The sequence below is a fragment of the Ruegeria sediminis genome (assembly GCF_005938215.1).
Lineage (GTDB): Bacteria > Pseudomonadota > Alphaproteobacteria > Rhodobacterales > Rhodobacteraceae > Ruegeria > Ruegeria sediminis.
In genome coordinates this window covers 203,732-226,098 of sequence record NZ_VCPD01000007.1, presented here as the reverse complement: position 1 = coordinate 226,098, position 22,367 = coordinate 203,732, and the positions used below count along the sequence as shown (strand labels likewise).

At 65.4% G+C, this 22,367-nt stretch carries 18 protein-coding genes; 5 read left to right on the top strand and 13 right to left on the bottom strand.

The window, feature by feature from the left end; all coding sequences use genetic code 11:
• Positions 1–412 precede the first annotated feature (412 nt).
• The 7 genes from gyrB to mutM form a co-directional block, all read right to left on the bottom strand.
• The gene (gyrB, locus tag FGK63_RS18040; RefSeq protein ID WP_138844872.1) at positions 413–2,830 is read right to left on the bottom strand and encodes a DNA topoisomerase (ATP-hydrolyzing) subunit B; all 2,418 of its coding nucleotides are present in this window, start codon (positions 2,828–2,830) and stop codon (positions 413–415) included.
• 119 nt (positions 2,831–2,949) lie between these two features.
• The gene (recF, locus tag FGK63_RS18035) at positions 2,950–4,050 is read right to left on the bottom strand and encodes a DNA replication/repair protein RecF (RefSeq protein ID WP_138844870.1); all 1,101 of its coding nucleotides are present in this window, start codon (positions 4,048–4,050) and stop codon (positions 2,950–2,952) included.
• 59 nt (positions 4,051–4,109) lie between these two features.
• Positions 4,110–5,231, bottom strand: a complete 1,122-nt coding sequence (gene dnaN / locus FGK63_RS18030) for a DNA polymerase III subunit beta (protein ID WP_138844868.1) — start codon at positions 5,229–5,231, stop codon at positions 4,110–4,112.
• Positions 5,232–5,443: 212 nt separating this feature from the next.
• The gene (gene dnaA / locus FGK63_RS18025; RefSeq protein WP_138844866.1) at positions 5,444–6,835 is read right to left on the bottom strand and encodes a chromosomal replication initiator protein DnaA; all 1,392 of its coding nucleotides are present in this window, start codon (positions 6,833–6,835) and stop codon (positions 5,444–5,446) included.
• Between the two features lie 562 nt (positions 6,836–7,397).
• Positions 7,398–7,661, bottom strand: a complete 264-nt coding sequence (gene rpsT / locus FGK63_RS18020) for a 30S ribosomal protein S20 (protein WP_138844864.1) — start codon at positions 7,659–7,661, stop codon at positions 7,398–7,400.
• Between the two features lie 235 nt (positions 7,662–7,896).
• The gene (locus FGK63_RS18015) at positions 7,897–8,673 is read right to left on the bottom strand and encodes an enoyl-CoA hydratase (RefSeq protein WP_138844862.1); all 777 of its coding nucleotides are present in this window, start codon (positions 8,671–8,673) and stop codon (positions 7,897–7,899) included.
• A gap of 66 nt (positions 8,674–8,739) precedes the next feature.
• The gene (gene mutM / locus FGK63_RS18010) at positions 8,740–9,591 is read right to left on the bottom strand and encodes a bifunctional DNA-formamidopyrimidine glycosylase/DNA-(apurinic or apyrimidinic site) lyase (RefSeq protein WP_138844860.1); all 852 of its coding nucleotides are present in this window, start codon (positions 9,589–9,591) and stop codon (positions 8,740–8,742) included.
• An 86-nt stretch (positions 9,592–9,677) separates the two neighbouring features.
• Between mutM and ubiE the strand changes: the two genes are divergently transcribed.
• Positions 9,678–10,430: a bifunctional demethylmenaquinone methyltransferase/2-methoxy-6-polyprenyl-1,4-benzoquinol methylase UbiE gene (gene ubiE / locus FGK63_RS18005; protein ID WP_138844858.1), complete on the top strand. Its 753-nt coding sequence runs from the start codon at positions 9,678–9,680 to the stop codon at positions 10,428–10,430.
• Positions 10,431–10,433: 3 nt separating this feature from the next.
• The gene (gene ubiB / locus FGK63_RS18000) at positions 10,434–11,963 is read left to right on the top strand and encodes a 2-polyprenylphenol 6-hydroxylase (RefSeq protein WP_138844856.1); all 1,530 of its coding nucleotides are present in this window, start codon (positions 10,434–10,436) and stop codon (positions 11,961–11,963) included.
• A gap of 63 nt (positions 11,964–12,026) precedes the next feature.
• On the opposite strand, the gene FGK63_RS17995 is transcribed toward ubiB, so the two are convergent.
• Positions 12,027–13,202, bottom strand: a complete 1,176-nt coding sequence (locus FGK63_RS17995) for an acetyl-CoA C-acyltransferase family protein (RefSeq protein WP_138844855.1) — start codon at positions 13,200–13,202, stop codon at positions 12,027–12,029.
• Positions 13,203–13,318: 116 nt separating this feature from the next.
• On the opposite strand from FGK63_RS17995, the gene FGK63_RS17990 reads away from it, so the two are divergent.
• The 3 genes from FGK63_RS17990 (at position 13,319) to tdh (ending at position 16,232) form a co-directional block, all read left to right on the top strand.
• Entirely contained in the window at positions 13,319–13,885 is a 567-nt protein-coding gene (locus FGK63_RS17990; protein WP_138844853.1) for a helix-turn-helix domain-containing protein, read from the top strand.
• A gap of 119 nt (positions 13,886–14,004) precedes the next feature.
• Complete coding sequence (locus tag FGK63_RS17985; RefSeq protein ID WP_138844851.1) at positions 14,005–15,189, top strand: glycine C-acetyltransferase; 1,185 nt, start codon at positions 14,005–14,007, stop codon at positions 15,187–15,189.
• 14 nt (positions 15,190–15,203) lie between these two features.
• Positions 15,204–16,232 carry an L-threonine 3-dehydrogenase gene (gene tdh, locus FGK63_RS17980; RefSeq protein WP_138844897.1) on the top strand — a complete coding sequence of 343 codons (1,029 nt, stop codon included), beginning with the start codon at positions 15,204–15,206 and terminating at the stop codon, positions 16,230–16,232.
• A 22-nt stretch (positions 16,233–16,254) separates the two neighbouring features.
• Here the strand turns inward: tdh and FGK63_RS17975 are convergent, their stop codons facing one another.
• The 5 genes from FGK63_RS17975 to hutI form a co-directional block, all read right to left on the bottom strand.
• Positions 16,255–17,031 (bottom strand): hypothetical protein, encoded by a 777-nt coding sequence (locus tag FGK63_RS17975; RefSeq protein WP_138844849.1) that lies wholly within the window; start codon positions 17,029–17,031, stop codon positions 16,255–16,257.
• Positions 17,032–17,130: 99 nt separating this feature from the next.
• Positions 17,131–18,801, bottom strand: a complete 1,671-nt coding sequence (gene hutU, locus FGK63_RS17970) for a urocanate hydratase (protein ID WP_138844847.1) — start codon at positions 18,799–18,801, stop codon at positions 17,131–17,133.
• Positions 18,798–19,595 (bottom strand): N-formylglutamate deformylase, encoded by a 798-nt coding sequence (gene hutG / locus FGK63_RS17965; RefSeq protein ID WP_138844844.1) that lies wholly within the window; start codon positions 19,593–19,595, stop codon positions 18,798–18,800. Before hutG ends, hutU begins: the two co-directional genes overlap by 4 nt.
• Positions 19,595–21,130, bottom strand: coding sequence for a histidine ammonia-lyase (gene hutH / locus FGK63_RS17960; RefSeq protein ID WP_138844842.1), 1,536 nt, complete (start codon positions 21,128–21,130; stop codon positions 19,595–19,597). The genes hutG and hutH overlap by 1 nt, the downstream gene beginning before the upstream one ends.
• A complete protein-coding gene (hutI, locus tag FGK63_RS17955; RefSeq protein WP_138844840.1) occupies positions 21,127–22,335 on the bottom strand; it encodes an imidazolonepropionase in 1,209 nt (402 codons plus the stop codon). Before hutI ends, hutH begins: the two co-directional genes overlap by 4 nt.
• Positions 22,336–22,367: the final 32 nt, after the last annotated feature.

Below are 22,367 nucleotides of genomic sequence, written 5' to 3'. Positions count from 1 at the left end.
ACTCGTAGAACAGCGCTGGTTGCGCCTCCTGCCTCGGTCCCATCATCGCAAATCCTCCCGCCCAATGCGGGAATTGAATCAGCCCGATGCCCCTCGATCAAGCACGAGTTTTTCAACGGAATACGCCCCTAACTACCTAACAATCGCGATCGTCCCAGTGCGGTGAGCAGAAGCTGGAGATATGATTTTCGGCATTGCAACAAGAGCAGGCTCTATTCTTCGACGATGAGATATCCTGCACCAATATGGTCAATTTCCGAAAAACCACAGCGTGCCTGCAGTACTTCGCGAGAGAATAGAATCCAAGCAAAGGGCGGTTGCTTTAGATTCACTCCTTTTCTATCAGGCGATGAAGCCGGTTGAGTGCAAAGTTATGCTCTAAGTGCAAAGTTATGCTCAAACCTACACATCCCTAGAAATCCAGGTTCTCCACGCTCAGCGCGTTCTGCTGGATGAACTCGCGGCGGGGTTCGACCACGTCGCCCATCAGCTTGGTGAACAGGTCGTCCGCCTCGACCATGTCGTCCACCCGGACCTGCAGCAGGGTCCGCGCGTCGGGGTCAAGGGTGGTCTCCCACAGCTGATCCGGGTTCATCTCGCCCAGGCCCTTGTAGCGTTGCAGCGACAGGCCCTTTTCGCCTTCCTCCAGGATCGCCTTGAGCAGAGACAGGGGGCCGTGGATCGCCTGATTTCGATCGCGCCGCACCAGCGTGGCGGGGGCGTCGTAGATCTCCTGCAGGCTTTTGGTGAAGCTGCCGGTCTTGCGTGCCTCGCCCGAGCGCAGCATCGGGCCGTCGAGCGTGCGCACTTCCTCGACGCCGCGCAGGATGCGGGCCAGGCGGATGCCGTGATCCTGGGTGATCCGCCCCTGCCAGCCGCGCTCGTATTCCAGCGCGATCAGGTCGAGCCGCGCGGCGACCTTGTCGGCCACGCCCTGCAGGTCGGCATCGACGGCGCCGGGCACGAAGGCCCCGGCGACGGCGGCCTGTTCCAGGATGTGGCGCGGATAGTGGGTGGGGAACGCATCGAGCACGCGCTTGAGCTGGCGCGCCTCGTCCACGACGCGGGCCAGATCCTGTCCGATGATCTCTTCGCCCGAACCGAGCTTCAGCACCGCGCCTTCGACGCCCTGGTTGATCAGGTAATCGTCCAGCGCCGCCTGATCCTTGAGATAGACCTCGGATTTCCCGCGCGACACCTTGTACAGCGGCGGTTGCGCGATATAGAGGTATCCGCCTTCGATCAGTTCCGGCATCTGCCGGTAGAAGAAGGTCAGAAGCAGCGTCCGGATATGCGCGCCGTCCACGTCGGCATCGGTCATGATGACGATCTTGTGGTAGCGCAGCTTCGAGATGTTGAATTCGTCGCGCCCGATCCCGGTACCAAGCGCCATCACCAGGTTGCCGATCTCCTGGCTGCTCAGCATCCGGTCGAACCGCGCGCGCTCCACGTTCAGGATCTTGCCGCGCAGGGGCAGCACCGCCTGTGTGCGGCGGTCGCGCCCGGTCTGCGCCGAGCCGCCGGCCGAGTCGCCCTCGACCAGGAACACCTCGGTCTTGGAGGGATCCTTCTCGGAACAGTCCTTCAGCTTGCCGGCCAGGTAATTCACATCCATCGCCGTCTTGCGCCGGGTCAGTTCGCGCGCCTTGCGGGCGGCCTCGCGGGCCAGCGCGGCCTCGATGATCTTGCCGACGACGGTCTTGGCCTCGTTCGGGTTTTCCTCGAACCACTCGGAGAGCTTTTCGATCATCAGCCCTTCGACCGCCGGACGCACCTCGGACGACACCAGCTTGTCCTTGGTCTGGGACGAGAATTTCGGATCGGGCACCTTGACCGACAGCACGCAGGTCAGCCCTTCGCGCGCATCGTCGCCGGTGAAGTTCACCTTTTCCTTCTTGGCGATGCCGCTCGACTGGGCATAGTTGTTGATCGTCCGGGTCAGCGCGCCCCGGAACCCGGCCACATGCGTGCCGCCGTCGCGCTGCGGGATGTTGTTGGTGAAGGGCAGCACCGTCTCGTGATAGCTGTCGTTCCACCACATCGCGATCTCGACCCCGATGTCGTCGCGCTCGCCCTTGATGTAGATCGGCTCGGGCATCATCGGCGTCTTCGACCGGTCGAGATATTTGACGAATTCCTTGACGCCGCCTTCGTAGAACAGCTCGGTCTCCAGCCGCTCGGCGGGACGCTCGTCGATCAGGATGATGCGCACGCCCGAGTTCAGGAAGGCCAGTTCGCGCAGGCGCTTTTCCAGCGTCTCGAAGGAGTATTCCAGGTTCGAGAACGTGTCGGTCGAGGCCAGGAACCGCACCTCGGTGCCGGTGCGCTTGCCGCATTCACCGACCACCTTGAGATGTTCGGCGGTTTCGCCGCGCTCGAACTTGGCGAAGTGCTCCTTGCCGTTGCGCCAGATGCGCAGTTCCAGCCACTCGGACAGCGCGTTCACGACCGACACGCCCACCCCGTGCAGGCCGCCCGACACCTTGTAGGAATTCGAGTCGAACTTTCCCCCGGCATGGAGCTGGGTCATGATGACCTCGGCGGCCGACACGCCTTCTTCGGCGTGGATGTCCACCGGAATTCCGCGCCCGTTGTCATGCACCGACACGCTGGAATCGGCATGGATCTTCACGGTCACATGGTCGGCATGACCGGCCAGCGCCTCGTCGATGCCGTTGTCCACGACCTCGTACACCATATGGTGCAGACCCGAGCCGTCATCGGTGTCACCGATATACATGCCGGGCCGTTTTCGGACCGCTTCCAACCCCTTGAGAACCTTGATGGAATCCGCGCCATATTCTTCGCGCGCCTGTGCGTCTTCGGACATGCCGTCAGTACCTATATTATTTTGCAACCTTATACGTTTTCTGGTGGGGATTGTCACGCGATCCCACCAGATTTTGTGTGCGGTCACGCGCATCTTTCCGCTCCGTTCCGGCGGCGGCTTCAGGGTCCCGACACCTGCGAGATTCCGTCCGTTTCCCGGACCTCCACAGCCTGCGCCCGGTCGCCGAGTTCGGCAAACAGCTCCGGCCCGGTTCCGGTCATCCAGGCCTGCGCGCCGAGGGCGCAGATCTCGTCATAGAGCGCCGCCCGCCGCGCCGCGTCCAGATGCGCCGAGACCTCGTCCAGCAGAACGATCGGCGGCGCGCCGATCATCCGCGCCAGCGCCCGCGCGTTCGACAGGATCAGCGAAACCAGCAGCGCCTTCTGCTCGCCGGTCGAACAGTCCCGCGCCGGCACGCCCTTGGCCGCATAGACCCCAAGAAGGTCCGTCCGGTGAGGTCCGACCAGGCTGCGCCCGGCCGCCAGATCGCGCAGCCGGCTTTCGGCCAGGGCCGCGCGCAGGCCCTCGGCCGTTTCGGGCATCTCGCCTTCGATCTGCGCCAGTTCCAGATCCGCCGACGGAAAGGCGGTCTCGGCCCGGTCCTGCGCCTCGCGCAAATGCCCCAGCGCCGCAACCCGCGCCGTGTGGATGCGATGCCCGGCCTCGGCCATCTGCCCTTCCAGCGCACCGTACCAATGCGAATCCCGCACCTGGTCCTTGAGCAGCCGGTTGCGCTCGCGCATGGCCTTTTCGAAGGTGAGGGCGGCTTCGGCATGGCTGGGCTCGAAACTCAGCGCCATCCGGTCCAGGAAACGCCGCCGCCCCTCGGCCCCTTCGATCCACAGCCGGTCCATCGACGGCACCAGCCACACGACCCGCGTCAGCCTGCCCAGGTCGATCTGGCTGGCCGATTTCCCGTCGATGCGAACCTGCCGCGCGGCGCCGCCTTCCGACCAGGTCTCGATCTCGAAGCGCCGATCCTGCGCCTCCAGCACGCCCGACAACTTCCACCCCAGCGCCTCGGGGCGGCGCGTCATCTCGGCGGCGCTCGCCCGGCGCAGACCGCGCCCGGGTGAAAACAGCGATACCGCCTCCAGGATGTTGGTTTTGCCCGCGCCGTTCGGTCCGTGGATCGCCACCGGGCGGCCGTCCAGCGACAGCCGCGCCAGCTTGTGCGAGCGGAAATGCGAGACGGTCAGTTCGGTCAGGGCCAAACCCATGACCCCTCCCTTCATCTTTTCAAAAATACTCCCGCCGGAGGCATCGCGCGCCAGCGCGATCAGACGCGCATCGGCATGACCACGTAGACGGCGCTCTGGTCATTGCCCTCGCGCATCAGGGTCGGGTCTCCGGCCGAATTGAACAGGAACACCGCGTTTTCGCGATCGACCTGGCTTGCGATTTCCAGCAGGTACTTGGCGTTGAAACCTATCTCCAGCCGCTCGTCGCCATAGGCGACCGCCAGTTCCTCTTCGGCGGCGCCGCTGTCGGGCGCGTTGACCGACAGCACCAGCCGGTCGTTTTCCAGCTGCAGCTTCACCGCGCGCGACCGTTCCGAGGACACCGTCGCCACCCGGTCCACCGCCTGCGCGAATTCCGCCGCGTCCACTTCCAGCTTGCGGGTGTTGCCCTGCGGGATCACCCGCGTGTAGTCGGGGAAGGTGCCGTCGATGACCTTCGAGGTCAGCGTGATGTCGGGGGTGGCGAAACGCACCTTGGTCTCGCTGACCGACACGGCGATGTCCATCTCGTCATCGTCCAGAAGCTTGCGCAGCTCGCCCACCGTCTTGCGGGGAACGATCACGCCCGGCATCTCGGCGGCGCCATCCGGCAGATCCGCGTCGATCCGGGCCAGCCGGTGCCCGTCGGTCGCGACGCAGCGCAGCACCTTGCCGCCCTCGGACCCCTCGGTGACGTGCATGTAGACACCGTTCAGGTAATACCGCGTCTCTTCGGTCGAAATCGCGAACTTGGACTTGTCGAACAACCGCCGCAGCAGGGCCGCCGAAGCGGAGAAGTTCGACTGGTATTCCGACGAGGCCATCACCGGAAAATCCTCTTTTGGCAGCGTCGCCAGCGAGAAATTCGACCGGCCCGCCTCGACCGTCAGGCGTCCGGCGGCGCTGTCGGCGGTCAGCGTGACCAGCGCGCCATCCGGCAGCTTGCGCACGATCTCGTGCAGGGTTGTTGCGGCGACGGTGGTCGCCCCGGCCCGCTCCACCTGCGCGGGGGCCTTGTCGACCACCTCGATGTCCAGGTCGGTGGCGCGGAACTGCACCTGATCGCCCTCGGCTTCGATGAGGACGTTGGCCAGGATCGGAATCGTGTTCCGGCGCTCCACGACTGATTGGGCTTGCGACACGGCCTTGAGAAGCGCGCCGCGTTCGATGCTGATCTTCATACCCTCAATTCCTTCGACATGGCCGGGATTGGCAAACTAGCGGTTTGCCCCTGCGGCACAAGGTTTTTTACGGATTTCTCCGTCGGAATGCCGGGGCCGTCAAGGGGCCCGTGACCCGCAGGGCACAGTTGGCGCGCGACCGTGGACTTAACCGCACAAAAAACGCCCCGGTCTGGATAACCGGGGCGTCGACAAGGGAAAATCGCGTTTGCTCAGGCTTCCAGCGCCCGGCGCAGCATCTCCACATCCTCCGCGATCTGGCCATCGGTCAGCTTCAGTTCCTCGATGCGCTTGACGCCATGCATGACGGTGGTGTGATCGCGCCCGCCAAAGCGGCGGCCGATCTCCGGCAGCGACCGGCTGGTCAACTGCTTGGCGAGATACATCGCCACCTGCCGCGGACGGGCGTAGGAGCGCAGTCGCTTGGGACCGATGATGTCGCTGAGGCGGATGTTGTAGTATTCCGAGACTTTCCGCTGGATTTCCTCGACGGTGATCTTGCGTTCCGAGGCGCGCAGGACGTCGGCCAGGCAATCCTGGGTCAGTTCCATGTCGATCTCGCGCCCGACCAGCGAGGCAAAGGCGAAAAGCCGGGTCAGGGCGCCTTCGAGAACGCGCACGTTGGTCGAGATGCGATGCGCCAGCAGCTCCAGGACTCCGTCGGCGATCTTCAGGTCGGGATAGGTCTTGCGGTAATACTGGACCTTGGTCTGCAGGATGCCGAGGCGCAGTTCGTAGTCGGTCGGGTGCAGGTCCACCACCAGCCCGCATTGCAGGCGGGATTTGACGCGGTCTTCCAGGTCCTTGATCTCGCCCGGCGCGCGGTCGGCCGAGATGATGATCTGCTTGTTCTGGTCCACCAGCGCGTTGAAGGTGTGAAAGAATTCTTCCTGCGTCGAATCCTTGCCGGCGATGAACTGGACGTCATCGACCATCAGCACGTCGACCGAGCGGAACAGGTGCTTGAAATCCATCATCCGGCGCTCGCGCAGCGCCTGGACGAAGCGGTACATGAACTGTTCGGCGGACAGGTAGAGCACGTTCAGATCGGGGCGTTTCGCCTTCAGCTCCCAGGCGATGGCGTGCATCAGGTGCGTCTTGCCCAGCCCGACGCCGCCATAGAGAACCAGCGGGTTGAACGTCACCGGCCCGCCTTCGGCCACGCGGCGCGCGGCGGCATGGGCCAGCTCGTTCGGCTTGCCGACGACGAAGCTGTCGAAGGTGAACCGGGCGTCCAGAGGCGCGGCCTGCAGCGACCCCATCGGCGGGTTGGACGTGTCGGTGGTGGGGGGATGCGGCTCTTCGGGTGTTTCGGGATCTGCCGCGGCAACCGCGGGGGCGTTCACCGGCCGCGCGGTGGAATTGGCCGCGACGCGGAAGGCCAGGCGCTGCACCGACGCGCCCGAGGAGTTCAGTTCATAGAGAATGATGTCCGCGAAATTCTGGCTGACATAGTTGCCCATGAAGTTGGTCGGAACCGAAAAAACCGCGACCCCGTCTTGCAGTTCCTGGAATTCCAGTGGTTCGATCCAAGTGGTGTAGTTGTTCTGACCGACGGTCTTCAGCAACTTGCCGCGGAGTTGTCCCCATTTCTCTTGTGTCATCCAGCGCCTCACGCATCCCATTCGTTGTCCTGGCCTGATGGCCATTTTTTCTGTCTTTGCCTTTTGTGCCGGTTACCCGGTCCGCGTTCACCCGCACACAGCTATCCAGTCGCCGAAACCAATGGTTTGGCGGTGGATCCCGAAGGCTGGACAGTCGGGGCCAAACATCACGACACGACTCGAAAATCCGAGTTGTGTCCCAAAGCCGGGCCACCAGCTACCAGTACTGTTTTCGACAGGGCCGAAGTTTCAGTGGAGCCTGAAACCAGCAGCAGACCGCCAACCTGGCCGTAGCCGGCTGGCGACATTCGCTTCTGAACTTACCTGATGCCCGTCAGGTACGCCCGTAAAGCAGCCTGTCCCCCCAAGCGAGTGAATCGCCTGACTCAGTGGTAACAAGTCCGGGCGCGCGGCGGCAACGAAACTCTGATGTTGACTCGCGTCTTTGCCGGAACGAATCTCCCGCTTTCGTGAAGGCGAGGCATTCTGGCAACAGCACGAAAAAAGGCGCTGCAATTGGCAGCGCCTTTTCCGATCTGAATCACCGATTGGGTGCGTAGGGTCAGCCCAGGGCTTTGACGCGCGACGACAGGCGCGACATCTTGCGGGCTGCGGTGTTCTTGTGGAAGACGCCCTTGGAGACGCCGCGCATCAGCTCGGGCTGAGCGGCGCGCAGGGCTGCGGTTGCGGCTTCCTTGTCGCCCGAGGCGATGGCTTCCTCGACCTTGCGCAGGAAGGTGCGGATGCGCGACCGGCGCGCCTTGTTGACGGCGAAGCGTTTTTCGTTCTGACGGGCGCGCTTGGCGGCCTGGGGCGAATTTGCCATGTGTATCTCTGACCTTTGTTCGGTTCGGTTGTCTCTGGTTTGCGCAACGGACATAGCCGCACCGGGTCAGGCATCACGGGTGTGATTCTGGCCAAAGCGGGCCGCACGCGCATGTATAGCGGCGCTGCATATCCAAGTTTGCCGTCTTTGCCAAGCCCATTCTTGCCGGCCCCGGCGCCGCCATGAAAAAGGCGGGCCGGGGCCCGCCTGATTTCCCTCGAACGCCGCGGCGGCGTCACTTGTCGCGGAACTGCGCCGCGCGTTTTTCCAGAAAGGCGGCCATGCCTTCCTTCTGGTCCTCGGTCGCGAACATCGAGTGGAACACGCGGCGCTCGAACAGCATGCCCTCGCTCAGCGGCACCTCGTAGCTGCGGTTCACCGCTTCTTTCGCGGCCATGGCGGTCAGCATGGATTTCTCGGCGATCTTCTGGGCCGCGCCGACCGCCTCTTCGATCAGCTTCTTGGCCGGGACGACCCGGCTGACGAGGCCCGCGCGCTCGGCCTCTTCGGCATCCATGAAACGCCCCGTAAGGTTCATGTCCATCGACTTGGACTTGCCCACGAACCGGGTCAGGCGCTGGCTGCCGCCCATGCCGGCGATGACGCCCAGGTTGATCTCGGGCTGGCCGAACTTGGCGGTGTCCGCCGCGATGATGAAGTCGCACATCATCGCCAGTTCGCAGCCGCCGCCCAGCGCATAGCCTCCCACGGCCGCGATGATCGGCTTGCGGATCGCGGCGATGCGGTCATTCGCGTCGGCGAAGAGGTTCGTGGTGTACACGTCCACGAAACTCATCTGCGACATTTCCTTGATGTCCGCACCGGCGGCAAAGGCCTTGTCCGAACCGGTCACGACGATGCAGCGGACCTTGTCGTTGGCGTCCGCCTCTTCCAGCGCGGTGCAAAGCTCGCCCAGCAGTTGGGTGTTCAGTGCGTTCAGCGCATCCGGACGGTTCAGCCTGATCAGGGCTACGTGGTCTTCAGTTTCGACGATGATCGTCTCAAAGGCCATGGGGCATATGCTTTCGGTTGTTCCGTACAGGGACGATTCCTTACCACGGGAAAAAGATGGTTCAAGCTATCTTTGGCATTGCGCGCAATAGAAAGACGAACGGCCCGATTGAGTGATTCTCTGCACGGTCCCGCCGCAGCCGGGCGCGCGGCAGGGCTGGCCCTCGCGCCCGTAGACGTCAAAGCGGTGCTGGAAATATCCAAGCTCGCCATCGGCTTGCCGGAAATCGCGCAGGGATGATCCGCCGGCCTCGATGGCCTCCATCAACACCTGCCGGATGACCGGAACCAGCGCCGCCACCCGGCGCGCCGCGATCTGGCCGGCCTTGCGACGTGGCGACACCCCGGCGCGGAACAAGGCTTCGCAGACATAGATATTGCCAAGCCCGGCGACGATTCCCTGATCCAGCAGCGCGGATTTGACCGGCGTGTTCCTGCCCCGGAAGGCATCGATCAGGTGCTGCTCGCTGAACGCGTTGCCCAGCGGTTCGGGCCCGAGCGCCGCCAGCAGCCTGTGCCGATGCGCCGTGTCCGTCGGCATCAGGTCCATCACTCCGAACCGGCGCGGATCGTTGAAGGTGATGCGGGCGCCGTTGGCCATGTGAAACACCACGTGGTCATGTTTGGCGGGGGCGGGGTGGTCATGCACGAACTGACCCAGCGGATCGCCCGACACCGTCATCCGGCCCGACATGCCGAGGTGGATCAGAAGCGTCTCGCCGCTGTCCAGATCGGCGAGAATGTATTTCGACCGGCGCCGCAGCCGTTCGACGCGCCGCCCGCTCAGCCGCTCGGCCATGCGTTCGGGAAACGGCCAGCGCAGGTCGGGCCGGTTCACCTCCGCCTTCTCGATCACCACCCCCTCCATCGCGGGGGCGAGGCCGCGTCTTACTGTCTCGACCTCTGGCAATTCCGGCATTAGGACGCTCCTGTTCCAACGGGCCGCATTGTGCCCAGGTTCCAAGGCCCTATAACAGGGGCGAAATTCGAGAAACGGCAAGGCCCATGTCCGAGACCAGCGAAAAGACCACCCATTTCGGGTTCGAGACCGTCCGCGAGGCCGACAAGGCCGGCCGGGTGCAAGGCGTGTTCAATTCGGTGGCGTCCAGATACGACGTGATGAACGACGTCATGTCCATGGGCATCCACCGCGTCTGGAAGGATGCGATGATGGACTGGCTGGCGCCGCGGCCCGGGCAGCGCCTGCTCGACGTGGCGGGCGGCACCGGCGACATCTCGTTCCGGTTTCTCAAACGCGCGGGCAGCGGGCACGCCACGGTTCTGGACCTGACCGAGCCGATGCTGGTCGAAGGCCGCAAGCGCGCCGAGGCCGCGCAGATGGAGGGCAGCCTCGACTGGGTGGTGGGCGACGCCATGGCGTTGCCGTTCGAGGACAACACCTTCGACGTCTACACCATTTCCTTCGGCATCCGGAACGTGACCCGCCCGCAGGAGGCGCTGAACGAAGCCTTCCGCGTGCTCAGGCCCGGCGGCCGGCTGATGGTGCTGGAATTCAGCCAGCTGCCCAACGACGGGCTGCAAAGGCTCTACGATCTCTACAGCTTCAACGTGATCCCGCGCATGGGCCAGCTGATCGCCAACGATCGCGACAGCTACCAGTACCTGGTGGAATCGATCCGCAAGTTCCCCGATCAGGACACCTTTCTGGACATGCTCCGCAAGGCCGGGTTCGAAAACGCCAAGTACCGCAACCTCAGCATGGGCATCGCCGCGCTGCATTCTGGCTGGAAGATCTGATCCATGCGCGGACCCCACAACATCATCCGCCTGATACGCACGGGCGCCACTCTGGAGCGCACCGGCGCCATGAACGTGGTGCTCGACGCCTTCGAGGCGCCGCGCGCCATCCGGATCCTGGCGCACGCCCTCGGCAAGCCGTTCCAGTGGTTGGGCTACAAGGGCGATCCCGCCATGCCGCCCGCCACGCGGGCCCTGACGGCGCTGGGCCCGGCCTACATCAAGTTCGGGCAGGTGCTTTCGACCCGGCCCGACGTTGTGGGGGTCGAACTGGCGGATCAGCTGCGGGTGCTGCAGGACAAGCTGCCGCCCTTTCCCCGCGACCAGGCCATGAAAGAGGTGGCCAAGGAACTGGGCCGGCCCGTCGACGAGATGTTCGAGGAATTCAGCGAGCCGATCGCCGCCGCCTCGATCGCGCAGGTCCACAAGGCGAAGCTGGCCGGGACCGGCGAGGCGGTCGCGGTCAAGGTCCTGCGCCCGGGAATCGAACGCGCCTTCCGCAAGGACGTGGACGCCTTCTATTTCGCGGCCCGCATCATCGAGCTTTTCGCGCCCGGCGCGCGCCGCCTGCGCCCGATGGAGGTCATCACGCATTTCGACGGCGTGGTCCGGGGCGAGCTTGACCTGCGGCTCGAAAGCTCCGCCGCCTCGGAATACGCCGCCAACACCAAGGACGACAAGGGCTTCTGGCTGCCGCCGGTGATCTGGTCGCTCTGCGCGCGCCGGGTGATGACGCTCAGCTGGGCGGACGGCATCGCGCTGGGCGACAACGCCGCGCTGGACGCCGCCGATCACGACCGAAGCGACCTGGCCGAGCGCGTCCTGCGGATGTTCCTGCTGCACGCCCTGCGCGACGGGTTCTTCCATGCCGACATGCATCAGGGCAACCTCAAGGTGGCCGCCAATGGCGACATCATCGCCTATGACTTCGGCATCATGGGGCATATCGACGAATATACGCGCCGGGTCTATGCCGAGATTCTGTTCGGTTTCATCCGCCGCGACTACAAGCGCGTGGCCGAGGTCCATTTCGAGGCCGGATACGTGCCCGCCAATCAGGACGTTGACGAATTCGCCCGCGCCCTGCGCGCGGTGGGCGAGCCGATCTTCGGCATGGACGCCTCGCACATCTCGATGGGACGTCTGCTGAACTACCTGTTCGAGGTGACCGAACGATTCGGCATGGAAACCCGGACCGAGCTGATCCTGCTGCAGCGCACCATGGTGGTGGTCGAAGGCGTCGCCCGGTCGCTCAACCCGCACATCAACATCTGGCAGGTGGCCCGCCCGGTGGTCGAGGATTACATCAAGGGCTCGATCGGCCCGCGCGCCATGGTGCGTGATCTGGGCAAGACCGCCCTCGTTCTCGCACGCTTCGGCCCGCGCCTGCCGGTGCTGGTGGAGAACGCCCTGATCGCCCAGACCAGATCGGAGGAGCCCGCGCATCCCCGGTCCGGCGCCGCGTTCTTGCCGGCCCTGATCGGGGCGGCCGCCGGCGCCGGTGCCGTCCTGTTGCTCAATGCCTTGATCTGACGGGCAGGGGACATGGCGTTTTTTTTTGGGGGGGGGACGTGCCCCCCCGCAAATCCCTTCGGATCAGAGCCGTTCTATTGCGATGGCGATTCCCTGGCCGCCGCCGATGCACATGGTGATCAGCCCCTTGGACCCGCCGGTCCGCTCCAGCTCATAGAGCGCCTTGAGCGTGATGATGGCGCCCGTCGCCCCGACGGGATGCCCCAGCGCGATCGCGCCGCCATTGGGGTTCACCTTGGCGGCATCCAGCCCCAGTTCCTTGTTCACCGCCAGCGCCTGCGCCGCGAAGGCCTCGTTGCTTTCGATCACGTCGAAATCGTCGGCCGACAGGCCGGTCCGGGCCATCAGGTTCTGCACCGCCGGAACCGGGCCGATCCCCATCACCTCGGGCCGCACCCCGGCATGGGCATAGCCGAGAATCCGCGCCTTGGGCTTCAGCCCCGCCTTTTCCGCAGCATCCGCGGTGGCCAGCACAATCGCGGCGGCGCCGTCGTTGATGCCGCTGGCGTTGCCCGCCGTGACGCGGCCATCCTTCTTGAACACCGGTCGCAACCCGGCCAGCGCCTCGGGCGTCGTGGCCTTGGGATGTTCGTCCACCTTGAAATCGACCATGTCGCGCTTGACCTTGACCTGCACCGGCGTGATCTGGCTGTCGAAATGCCCGGCCGCGATCGCCGCCGCCGCGCGGTTCTGGCTGGTCAGCGCGAACTCGTCCATCTGCTCGCGGGTGATCTGGTGCTCGTCCGCCACGTTCTCGGCGGTCACGCCCATGTGGCCGGTGCCGAACGGGCAGTTCAGCGCGCCCAGCATCATGTCAAGCGACTTCACGTCGCCCATCTTGGCGCCCCAGCGCGCTTGGGTCATGACGAACGGGCTGCGCGACATGCTTTCGGCGCCGCCGGCCAGCGCGAATTCCGCATCGCCCAGCATCAGCGACTGGATCGCCGACACGACGGCCTGCGCGCCCGACCCGCACAGGCGGTTGACGTTCATCGCCGGCGTGCCGTTCGGGATCCCCGCCTGCATCGCCGCCACCCGGGACAGGTACATGTCCCGCGGCTCGGTGTTGATCACGTGGCCAAAGACCACGTGGCCGATCTGGCCGCCCTCGACGCCGGACCGCTCCAGTGCGGCTTCGGTGGCGACGGTCGCCAGGTCGATGGGGGCGGTCGAGGCCAGCGCGCCGCCGAAGGTGCCGATCGCGGTGCGCGCACCGTCCAGAATTACGATGTCGGTCATGTCTTGCTCCTCTCAGGTCTGGCGGCATTATGCACCTGCGGCATCGCCCTGTCTCATGAGACGTACCGTCACGGGCGGAATTGACAATTCACCGCCCAGGGCGCACAGAATCCGTCATGACGGAAGATCCAGACGATATCCTGACACGCCTGCCCGCCCGCCTGAAACAGGCGCGCCGCGCCCAGGGGCTGTCGCTCGAGGCGGTCGCCAACCTCAGCGGCGTCTCGCGCTCGATGGTCAGCCAGATCGAACGCGGCGAAAGCAGCCCGACCATCGCGACGCTCTGGAACCTGACCCGCGCCCTGCAGGTCGATTTCGCCGGGCTTCTGGACGCGGCCGACGCCTCGGACCGGATCGAGGTTCTGCGGCAGTCTGAAGTTCCCAGCATCGACAACATGGGGCAGGGCTGCCGCATCCGCATCCTCTCGGCCCCGGAAGAGGCCGGCGGCCACGAGGTCTACGACATCCGGTTCGAAAAGGGCGGCGCGCTCAACAGCCAACCGCATACCCGCGGCGCGCAGGAGCAACTCACGGTTCTCGAAGGGTCGGTCCATGTCACGTCCGGAACGGCCGCGAGCGAACTTGGAGTAGGCGACACGGCGCGCTACGCTGCGGATGTCGTGCATTCCATTTCCGCACCGGCCGGGGCGGCCCGCGTGTTCCTGATCGTCAAGAACGCCTGACGATCCCGTTTTTCGGACGCGTTTCCGTCTTGGTGGATTTTTTTCCGTAATGATGAAATCCCCTATTTGGGAATTTCATCCGTTATGTTAGATGCGCGACTCAGAGCAAGGAGATCGCCATGTCCAACGCATTCCTGTCCCATGTCACCGACACGCTTGACCAGATCGAGGCCGAAGGACTCTACAAGCGCGAACGGATGATCACCTCGCCGCAGGGCGGGGAAATCACCGTCGGCGGGCGGCGGGTGATCAACCTGTGCGCCAACAACTACCTGGGCCTTGCGGATCATCCGGACCTGATCGCCGCGGCCAAAGGGGCGATGGAGCCGCGCGGCTTCGGCATGGCCTCGGTGCGCTTCATCTGCGGCACGCAGGACATCCACCGCGAGCTGGAGCAGCGCCTGGCAAAGTTCCTGGACAAGGACGACGCGATCCTGTTCGCCGCCTGTTTCGACGCCAATGGCGGCTTGTTCGAGCCGCTCCTGGGCCCCGAGGATGCGATCATCTCGGACAGCCTGAACCACGCCTCGATCATCGACGGGGTGCGGTTGTGCAAGGCGAAACGCTACCGCTATCTCAACAACGACATGAACGATCTCGAGGCATGGCTGAAGCAGGCGCGCGCGGACGGGGCGCGGCACATCATGATCGCCACCGACGGCGTGTTCTCGATGGACGGCTATCTGGCCAACCTGCCCAGGATCCGCGAACTGGCTGACAGATATGACGCCGTGGTGATGGTGGACGATTGCCATGCCACCGGCTTCATGGGGCCGCGTGGGGCGGGCACGCCGGATCACTTCGGCGTCGACGTGGACATACTGACGGGGACGCTGGGCAAGGCGCTCGGGGGGGCAATCGGCGGTTACATCGCCGGGCCGCAGCCGGTGATCGACCTTCTGCGGCAGCGGGCGCGGCCCTATCTGTTCTCGAACTCGCTGCCGCCCGCAATCGTCGCCGCCGGGCTCGAGGCGATCCGTCTTGTCGAAGAGGGCGACGTCCTGCGCACACAGCTGTTCGACAACGCGCGCTACTGGCGCGCAGGGCTCGAGCGGCTTGGCTTCGACCTGCTGCAAGGCGAACACCCGATCATCCCGGTGATGCTGGGCGAGGCGACGCTGGCGCAGGAGATGGCGGCGCGGCTGTTCAACGAAGGCGTCTATGTCTCGGGCTTCTTCTTCCCGGTGGTTCCGCGCGGACAGGCGCGGATCAGGACGCAGATGAATGCGGCTCTAACAAGGGAAGAACTGGACCGGGCGCTTGTCGCATTCGGCAAGGTCGGCAAGGAAGTGGGAGTGATCTGATGCGACCCAACACGATGAAGGCCCTGGAAAAATCCAAACCCGAGGAAGGGCTGTGGATGGTGCGGGCCCCGGTTCCCGAAATCGGCCCGGACGACGTGCTGATCAAGGTGAAGAAAACCGGCATCTGCGGCACCGACATCCATATCTGGAACTGGGACGACTGGGCCTCGCACACGGTGCCGGTGCCGCTGATCACCGGCCACGAATTCGCCGGCGAGATCGTCGAGATCGGACGCGACGTGAAGGGGTTGAAGATCGGCCAGCGCTGCTCGGGCGAAGGCCACCTGATCGGCACCGAAAGCCGCCAGAGCCGCGCGGGCAAGTTCCACCTCGATCCCGGCACGCGCGGGATCGGCGTGAACGAACAGGGTGCCTTTGCCGAATACCTCAAGCTGCCCGCCTTCAACGTGGTGCCGCTGCCCGACGACATCCCGGACGAGATCGGCGCCATCCTCGACCCGTTGGGCAACGCGGTGCATACCGCGCTCAGCTTCGATCTGCTGGGCGAGGACGTGCTGATCACCGGTGCCGGCCCGATCGGCATCATGGCGGCGGCGGTGGCGAAACACGCGGGCGCGCGCCACGTGGTCATCACCGACATCAACCCCGACCGCCTGAAACTGGCGCAGCATGTCGAACCCAGGGTGCGCACGGTGGATGTCACCCGCGAGGATCTGCAGGACGTGATCGCGGATCTGGGCATGAAGGAAGGTTTCGACGTGGGCCTCGAGATGTCGGGCTCGCAGGCGGCGCTCGACCAGATGGTCGAGGCGCTGGTGATGGGTGGAAAGATCGCGCTGCTGGGCATCCCGCCGGGCAAGTCTCCGGTCGACTGGAGCCGGATCGTGTTCAAGGCGATCACCCTCAAGGGTGTCTATGGCCGCGAGATGTTCGAGACCTGGTACAAGATGATCGCCATGCTGCAGAACGGCCTGGACGTGAGCCGGGTGATCACCCACCGCTTCACGGTGGACGAGTTCAAGGAAGGCTTCGCCGCGATGAAGTCCGGACTTTCGGGCAAGGTGGTGCTGGACTGGACCTGAGAGGGCGGGATCGCAACCGCGCCTAGTTCGACACCAGCAGTTTCGCCGTGAAGTTCAGCGTGTCCGCCGGGCGCACCCCGTCATCCTTGAAATTGCGCTCGTAGCTCAGGGTGAACTGCCACGGATTGCCGCCGATCGGGACCAGCTTGTTGACGCCGATGCCCAGCGGCAGGCTGGCCCAGTCGCCGTTCTCCCAGTCGTAGGTGACCAGCATTTCCGAGGGCCCCACCGACCACCCGTTTCCAAGCTGGTAGTTGAACACCGGCTGCAGGATCGAGATGTCGACATCCGGGCGCGAATTGTCACCGCCTACGGTGAAGATATTCTGGTTGAACAGCCCCCAGACGCCCCACGGCTCGTTGGCCACGAACCCGGCGGCCGGGCCGAGCCCCCACTTTTCCGCGCTCAGTCCGCTGCTTCCGGTGGGCAGCAACGCCACCGCCCCGATGCCGAAACGCCCCCAGGACCGGTCGAACGTCACGAGGTCGAATATCGTGATGTCCGACCATCCGTCCGCCCCGCCCGGCGTTTCTGTCTGATAGGGAACCGTGATCCGGAAGATGTGGTTCAGATCGCCGGTGGAAAACGGGATCGCGGCGCGGAACTGCAGGCGGTTCGCCGTCGCGTTCGGCGCATTGTGGAAGTTGTAGGTGTAATAGTCCTGGAACTGGTAACTCGTGATCGAGGCCGTCGGGTCGTTGGCCGCATTGCCGAGATTGCCCGATTCCTGCGCGAACGCTGCACCAGCCGCGCAACAGGCGAGAAGTGCGGTAATGGCCGTTATCCGTGCCTTGCCCATGTCTGCCACCCGATCAATGTCACCAAATTGCTAGGTTGTGACTGTGACCGATACGCGCCCTTCAAACAAGTCGGCAGCAGGGACCGACACCGCAACCCTTCATCCAAGGATTCCCGGCAGCCGCAGCCCGTGTTCGCGGGCGCAGTCCCTGGCAATCTCGTAGCCGGCATCGGCGTGCCGCCAGACGCCCGAGGCCGGGTCGTTCCACAGCACCCGCTCCAACCGCCGCGCCGCGTCTTCGGTGCCGTCGGCGCAGATCACCACGCCCGCGTGCTGGGAAAAGCCCATGCCGACGCCGCCGCCATGATGCAGCGACACCCAGGTCGCGCCGCTGGCGGTGTTGATCAGCGCGTTCAGCAACGGCCAGTCCGACACCGCGTCCGATCCGTCCCGCATCGCCTCGGTCTCGCGGTTGGGCGATGCGACCGAGCCCGAATCCAGATGGTCGCGCCCGATCACCACGGGGGCCTTCAACTCGCCCTTGGCCACCATCTCGTTGAAGGCCAGACCGGCCCGATGCCGGTCGCCCAGCCCGATCCAGCAGATCCGCGCGGGCAGGCCCTGGAACGCGATCCGCTCCTGCGCCATGTCGAGCCAGCGGTGCAGCGACTCGTTCTCGGGGAACAGCTCTTTCATCTTTGCGTCGGTCTTCAGGATGTCATCGGGATCGCCCGACAGGGCGCACCAGCGGAACGGGCCGATGCCCCTGCAGAACAGCGGGCGGATATAGGCGGGGACGAAGCCGGGAAAGGCGAAGGCGTTTTCCAGCCCCTCCTCAAAGGCCATCTGGCGGATGTTGTTGCCGTAATCCACCGTCGGCACGCCCGCCTGGTGGAACCCGACCATCGCCTCGACCTGCACCCGCATCGAGGCGCGCGCGGCCTTTTCCACCTCTTTCGGCGCGGTTTCCTGCTTGCTGCGCCAATCATGAAGGGTCCAGCCCTGCGGCAGGTAGCCGTGGACCGGGTCGTGCGCCGAGGTCTGGTCGGTCACGATGTCCGGGCGCACGCCGCGGCGCAGCAACTCCGGGAAAATGTCGGCGGCGTTGCCCAACAGGCCCACCGACTTGGCCTCTCCGGCGGCGGTCCAGCGGTCGATCATCGCCAGCGCCTCGTCCAGATCGTCGGCCCGTTCGTCGAGATAGCGGGTGCGCAGGCGGAAATCGATCTTGGCCGGATCGCATTCCACGGCCAGACAGCAGGCGCCGGCCATCACGGCGGCCAGCGGCTGCGCCCCGCCCATGCCGCCCAGGCCGCCGGTCAGGATCCACTTGCCGGTCAGGTCGCCGCCATAGTGCTGCCGGCCGGCCTCGGCGAAGGTCTCATAGGTGCCCTGCACGATGCCCTGGCTGCCGATATAGATCCAGGACCCTGCGGTCATCTGGCCGTACATCATCAGGCCCTTCTTATCGAGCTCGTTGAAATGGTCCCAGGTGGCCCAATGCGGCACCAGGTTGGAATTGGCGATCAGCACCCGCGGCGCGTCCTTGTGGGTGCGGATGATCGCCACCGGCTTGCCGGACTGGACGATCAGCGTCTCGTCCGCCTCAAGCGATTTCAGGCTGTCCACGATCAGGTCGAAGTCCTTCCAGGTGCGCGCCGCGCGCCCGATGCCGCCATAGACGACCAGTTCATGCGGGTTTTCGGCCACGTCCGGGTGCAGGTTGTTCATCAGCATCCTCAGCGGCGCCTCGGTCAGCCAGCTCTTGGCGTTCAGGTCCGGGCCGGTGGGAGGAAAGATGTCCCGGATGTTCTTGCGCGGATCGTTCATGAGGCAATCTCCAATGCAATGTCCTGGATGGCGTCCAGCGTGTCCCGCAGCCAGCGGCGAAGCCTGGCTGCCTTTTCGGTGTCATAGCGCCAGGGCGGGGCTTCGGTTGTCAGATAGGTGGATTGGGCCAACTCCATCTGTATCGCGTGCAGGCCCTCGGCCGGGCGGCCGTAATGGCGCGTTGCCCATCCCCCCCGGAACCGCCCGTTGAGAACCGTGCTGTAGGGGGAAGAGGCGCAGAACTCATGCGCAATGGCCTCGATCTCGGACGCGCAGGTCGCCCCCCCGTCGGTGCCGATGTTCATGTCCGGCAGCGTTCCATCGAACAGGAACGGGATGCGGCTGCGGATAGAATGGCAGTCGAATAGAACCGCGAACCCGTATTTCGCCTTCACGCGCTGCAATTCCTCCTCCAGCGCCGCGTGATAGGGGGCGTGATAGGCCGCGCGCCGCTCCTCGATCTCGTCCTCCGAGGGCTCCTGCCCCTCGGCCCAGATCGGTTGACCGTCGAAATCGGTCAGCGGCACCAGCGTGGTCGAGTTCTGCCCGGGATAGAGCGACACGCCGGCCGGGTCGCGGTTGGCGTCGATCACGTAGCGGTGGATATGGGATTGCACCACGGTCGCATCGCCCAAAAGCCCTTCGTAGAGCCTGTTTATGTGCCAATCCGTATCGGCCAGCCGGTGCCCGTTGACGTTCAGCCGCGCCGCGATCTCCTCGGGCACATGCGTGCCGCCATGCGGCTGGCCCAGGACGATCGGACCGTCGCCGCGAAGGACGTCGAACACGCGCATCACCCCAACTCCGGCATGTCGACGCCGACCGAGTGCAGGATCGCGCCCCCGGCGACCAGGCGTTTGGCGATTTCCAGTTCCGGGGCCAGGTACCGGTCCTCGGCCAGCGCCGGGATGTCCGTGCGCAGGCGGGCGATGACCCGCTGCAGCGGCGCGCTGGTGGCGAGAGGCGCGCGGAACTCGACGCCTTGGGCCGCGCAGATCAGCTCGATGCCGAGGATGTAGTTCAGGTTCTCCACCATCCGGCCAAGGCGGCGCGCGCCATGCGCGGCCATCGACACGTGGTCCTCCTGATTGGCCGAGGTGGGCGTGCTGTCGGTGACGCAGGGCGTTGCCAGGTGCTTGTTCTCGCTCATCAGCGCGGCGGTGGTGACCTCGGCGATCATCAGGCCCGAATTCAGCCCCGGCTCCGGCGTCAGGAACGGCGGCAGGTCGAAACTCAGCGTCGGGTCCACCATCAGCGCGATGCGGCGCTGGGCGATGGCGCCGATTTCGGACACCGCCAGCGCGATCATGTCGGCGGCGAATCCCACCGGTTCGGCGTGGAAATTGCCGCCCGAAACGATCATCTCCGGCTCGGTCAGAACCAGCGGGTTGTCGGTGGCGGCGTTGGCCTCGATCACCAGCGTCGCCGCGGCCTGGCGCAGCACGTCCATCGCCGCGCCCGTCACCTGCGGCTGGCAGCGGATGCAATAGGGGTCCTGCACGCGGGTGTCGCCCTCGCGGTGGCTTTCGCGAATCTCCGACCCGTCCAGCGCCGCGCGCATCGCGCCCGCTGCTTCGATCTGGCCGCGATGGCCGCGCAGTTCATGGATCTCGGGCTGCAGCGGCGCGGTCGAACCCATGATGGCGTCGGTCGACGCGGCGGCGATCACCAGCGAATTCTGCGCCGCGCGCCAGGCTTCGAACAGGCCGGCCAGGGCGAAAGCGGTCGAGAACTGGGTGCCGTTGATGAAGGCAAGCCCTTCCTTGGGACCCAGCTGAATCGGCTCTAACCCGACGGAATTCAGCGCCTCGGCACCGGGCAGGACGGTTCCGTTCACCTCCGCCTCACCCGCTCCGATCACCACCGCGGTCATGTGCGCCAGCGGCGCGAGGTCGCCCGACGCCCCGACCGAGCCCTGCGCCGGGATCACCGGCGTGACGCCGCGCGCCAGCATCTCCTGCAGCAGCGCGACCAGTTCCCACCGGACGCCCGACGCGCCGCGGCCAAAGGACAGCAGCTTCAGCGACATCATCAGCCGGGCCATGCGGCGCGGCACTGCCTCGCCCACGCCGCAGCAATGGCTGAGGATCAGGTTGCGCTGCAGGGTCGAGGTGTCCTTGGCCGCGATCTTGTGGCTGGCGAGCTTGCCGAAGCCGGTGTTGACGCCATAGACCGCCTCGTCGCCGGCGGCTGCCCGGGCGATCCGCGCGGCAGCCGCATCGATGCGCGGCCGGCAGCCTTCGTCCAGCGCGACCGGCGTTTCGTGCCAGAAGACCTCGGCCAGATCCTGCAGGGTGACAGCGCCCGGAGTGAGCTTGAGAACGCTCATTCGATGCCTCCAAAGATGCGTGTGTGCAAAGGGTTGAAGCCGATGCGATAGGACAGTTCCGCCGGGTGTTCGACATCCCACACCGCCAGGTCGGCGCGCAGGCCCGGTGCGATGGTCCCCGTGTCGGTCAGGCCCAAGGCCCGCGCCGCGTTGCGCGTCACCCCGGCCAGCGCCTCGGCGGGCGTCATGCGGAACAGGGTGCAGGCCATGTTCATCGTCAGCAGCAGCGAGGTCAGAGGCGACGAGCCGGGATTGCAGTCGGTGGCCAGCGCCATCGGGACCCCGTGCCGTCGCAGCAGGTCGATCGGCGGCACCTGCGTTTCGCGCAGGGTGTAGAAGGCGCCGGGCAGGATCACCGCGACGGTGCCCGCGTCGGCCATGGCGCGCACGCCATCCTCGTCCAGGTATTCGATATGGTCGGCCGAAAGCGCCCCGTACGAGGCGGCCAGCTTCGCGCCGCCAAGGTTCGACAGCTGCTCGGCATGCAGCTTGACCGGCAGGCCCAGTTGCCGCGCCACGTCAAAGACCCGCGCGATCTGCGGCGGGTCAAAGGCGATGCCCTCGCAGAACCCGTCCACCGCGTCGACCAGCCCCTGCGCATGGGCCGCGCGCAGGGCGGGGATGCAGACCTCGTCGATATAGGTGTCGGCCTTTCCCTTGTAATCCGGTGGCACCGCATGGGCGCCTAGAAAGCTGGTCCTGACCCGCACCGGCCGTTCCGCCGCGATCCGCCGCGCCGCGCGCAGCATCCTGAGTTCGGTGTCCTGATCCAGCCCATAGCCCGATTTGACCTCGATGCAGCTGACCCCCTCGGCCAGCAGCGCATCCACCCGCGGCAGGGCGCCGGCCAGCAACTCGTCCTCGGTCGCGGCGCGGGTGGCGTTGACGGTCGAAAGGATGCCGCCGCCCGCCCGGGCGATTTCTTCGTACGAGGCGCCGTTCAGCCGCATTTCGAACTCGACGGCGCGGTCGCCGCCGAACACGACATGGGTATGCGCATCGATCAGGCCCGGCGTGACCAGCCGCCCGCCCAGATCCTCGTGCGGCCAGTCGGCAAACCGGTCGGGCAGGGCGCTCCGGGCGCCGGCCCATGCAATCCGGGCGTCCTCGATCGCGATGGCTCCGTCTGGGATCATTCCATAAGGCTCGGCATCACCGTTCAGCGTCGCGACCCGCGCGCTTTCGAGAACAAGTTTTTTCGTCATGGCGATTCTTTTGGGCTCCCCTTGCCGATGGA

Coding starts and splice junctions, on each gene's coding strand:
- dnaN (WP_138844868.1), bottom strand. CDS start 5,231: ATGAAGATCAGCATCGAACGCGGCGCGCTTCTCAAGGCCGTGTCGCAA.
- FGK63_RS18015 (WP_138844862.1), bottom strand. CDS start 8,673: ATGGCCTTTGAGACGATCATCGTCGAAACTGAAGACCACGTAGCCCTG.
- ubiB (WP_138844856.1), top strand. CDS start 10,434: ATGCGCGGACCCCACAACATCATCCGCCTGATACGCACGGGCGCCACT.
- dnaA (WP_138844866.1), bottom strand. CDS start 6,835: ATGACACAAGAGAAATGGGGACAACTCCGCGGCAAGTTGCTGAAGACC.
- FGK63_RS17985 (WP_138844851.1), top strand. CDS start 14,005: ATGTCCAACGCATTCCTGTCCCATGTCACCGACACGCTTGACCAGATC.
- gyrB (WP_138844872.1), bottom strand. CDS start 2,830: ATGTCCGAAGACGCACAGGCGCGCGAAGAATATGGCGCGGATTCCATC.
- FGK63_RS17995 (WP_138844855.1), bottom strand. CDS start 13,202: ATGACCGACATCGTAATTCTGGACGGTGCGCGCACCGCGATCGGCACC.
- ubiE (WP_138844858.1), top strand. CDS start 9,678: ATGTCCGAGACCAGCGAAAAGACCACCCATTTCGGGTTCGAGACCGTC.
- hutG (WP_138844844.1), bottom strand. CDS start 19,595: ATGCGCGTGTTCGACGTCCTTCGCGGCGACGGTCCGATCGTCCTGGGC.
- hutI (WP_138844840.1), bottom strand. CDS start 22,335: ATGACGAAAAAACTTGTTCTCGAAAGCGCGCGGGTCGCGACGCTGAAC.
- hutH (WP_138844842.1), bottom strand. CDS start 21,130: ATGAGCGTTCTCAAGCTCACTCCGGGCGCTGTCACCCTGCAGGATCTG.
- FGK63_RS17975 (WP_138844849.1), bottom strand. CDS start 17,031: ATGGGCAAGGCACGGATAACGGCCATTACCGCACTTCTCGCCTGTTGC.
- recF (WP_138844870.1), bottom strand. CDS start 4,050: ATGGGTTTGGCCCTGACCGAACTGACCGTCTCGCATTTCCGCTCGCAC.
- rpsT (WP_138844864.1), bottom strand. CDS start 7,661: ATGGCAAATTCGCCCCAGGCCGCCAAGCGCGCCCGTCAGAACGAAAAA.
- tdh (WP_138844897.1), top strand. CDS start 15,204: ATGAAGGCCCTGGAAAAATCCAAACCCGAGGAAGGGCTGTGGATGGTG.
- mutM (WP_138844860.1), bottom strand. CDS start 9,591: ATGCCGGAATTGCCAGAGGTCGAGACAGTAAGACGCGGCCTCGCCCCC.
- hutU (WP_138844847.1), bottom strand. CDS start 18,801: ATGAACGATCCGCGCAAGAACATCCGGGACATCTTTCCTCCCACCGGC.
- FGK63_RS17990 (WP_138844853.1), top strand. CDS start 13,319: ATGACGGAAGATCCAGACGATATCCTGACACGCCTGCCCGCCCGCCTG.